At 44.2% G+C, this 373-nt stretch carries 1 protein-coding gene; it reads right to left on the reverse strand.

The features are described from left to right. The coding region (locus tag ACFIO5_RS11820) for a carboxyvinyltransferase (protein WP_522729893.1) at positions 1–373 on the reverse strand (373 nt) is incomplete at both ends.

Here is a 373-nt window from a genome sequence, read left to right on the forward strand (position 1 = left end):
GATTTAACTTGAGCAGAAGCCACAGGAATACGGTAGCAAATTGGGTTAGTCATTTTCGGACCATAAAGTGTTAAAGGGAGATAGTTGCCATGGGTTGCTTCAATTTCCACACCCATTAATTGCAGTGGATCAAGAATACGTGCCATTGGGCGTTTGGAAAGAGAGGCATCACCAATAAAGGTCGTTTTCATATGGTAAGGTCCAACCATTCCCATAACCAGGCGTGCACCTGTTCCCGCATTTCCGAAATCTAAAGGTTTTTGTGCGGCTAACAAGCAGCCATTTCCGGTTCCTCGAATAATCCAGAGATCATCTTTTTTAATAATACAGGCGCCCAGAGCTTGCATGGCAGCAGCTGTATTGAAAACATCGT

The organism is Bartonella sp. AA86SXKL, assembly GCF_042196885.1.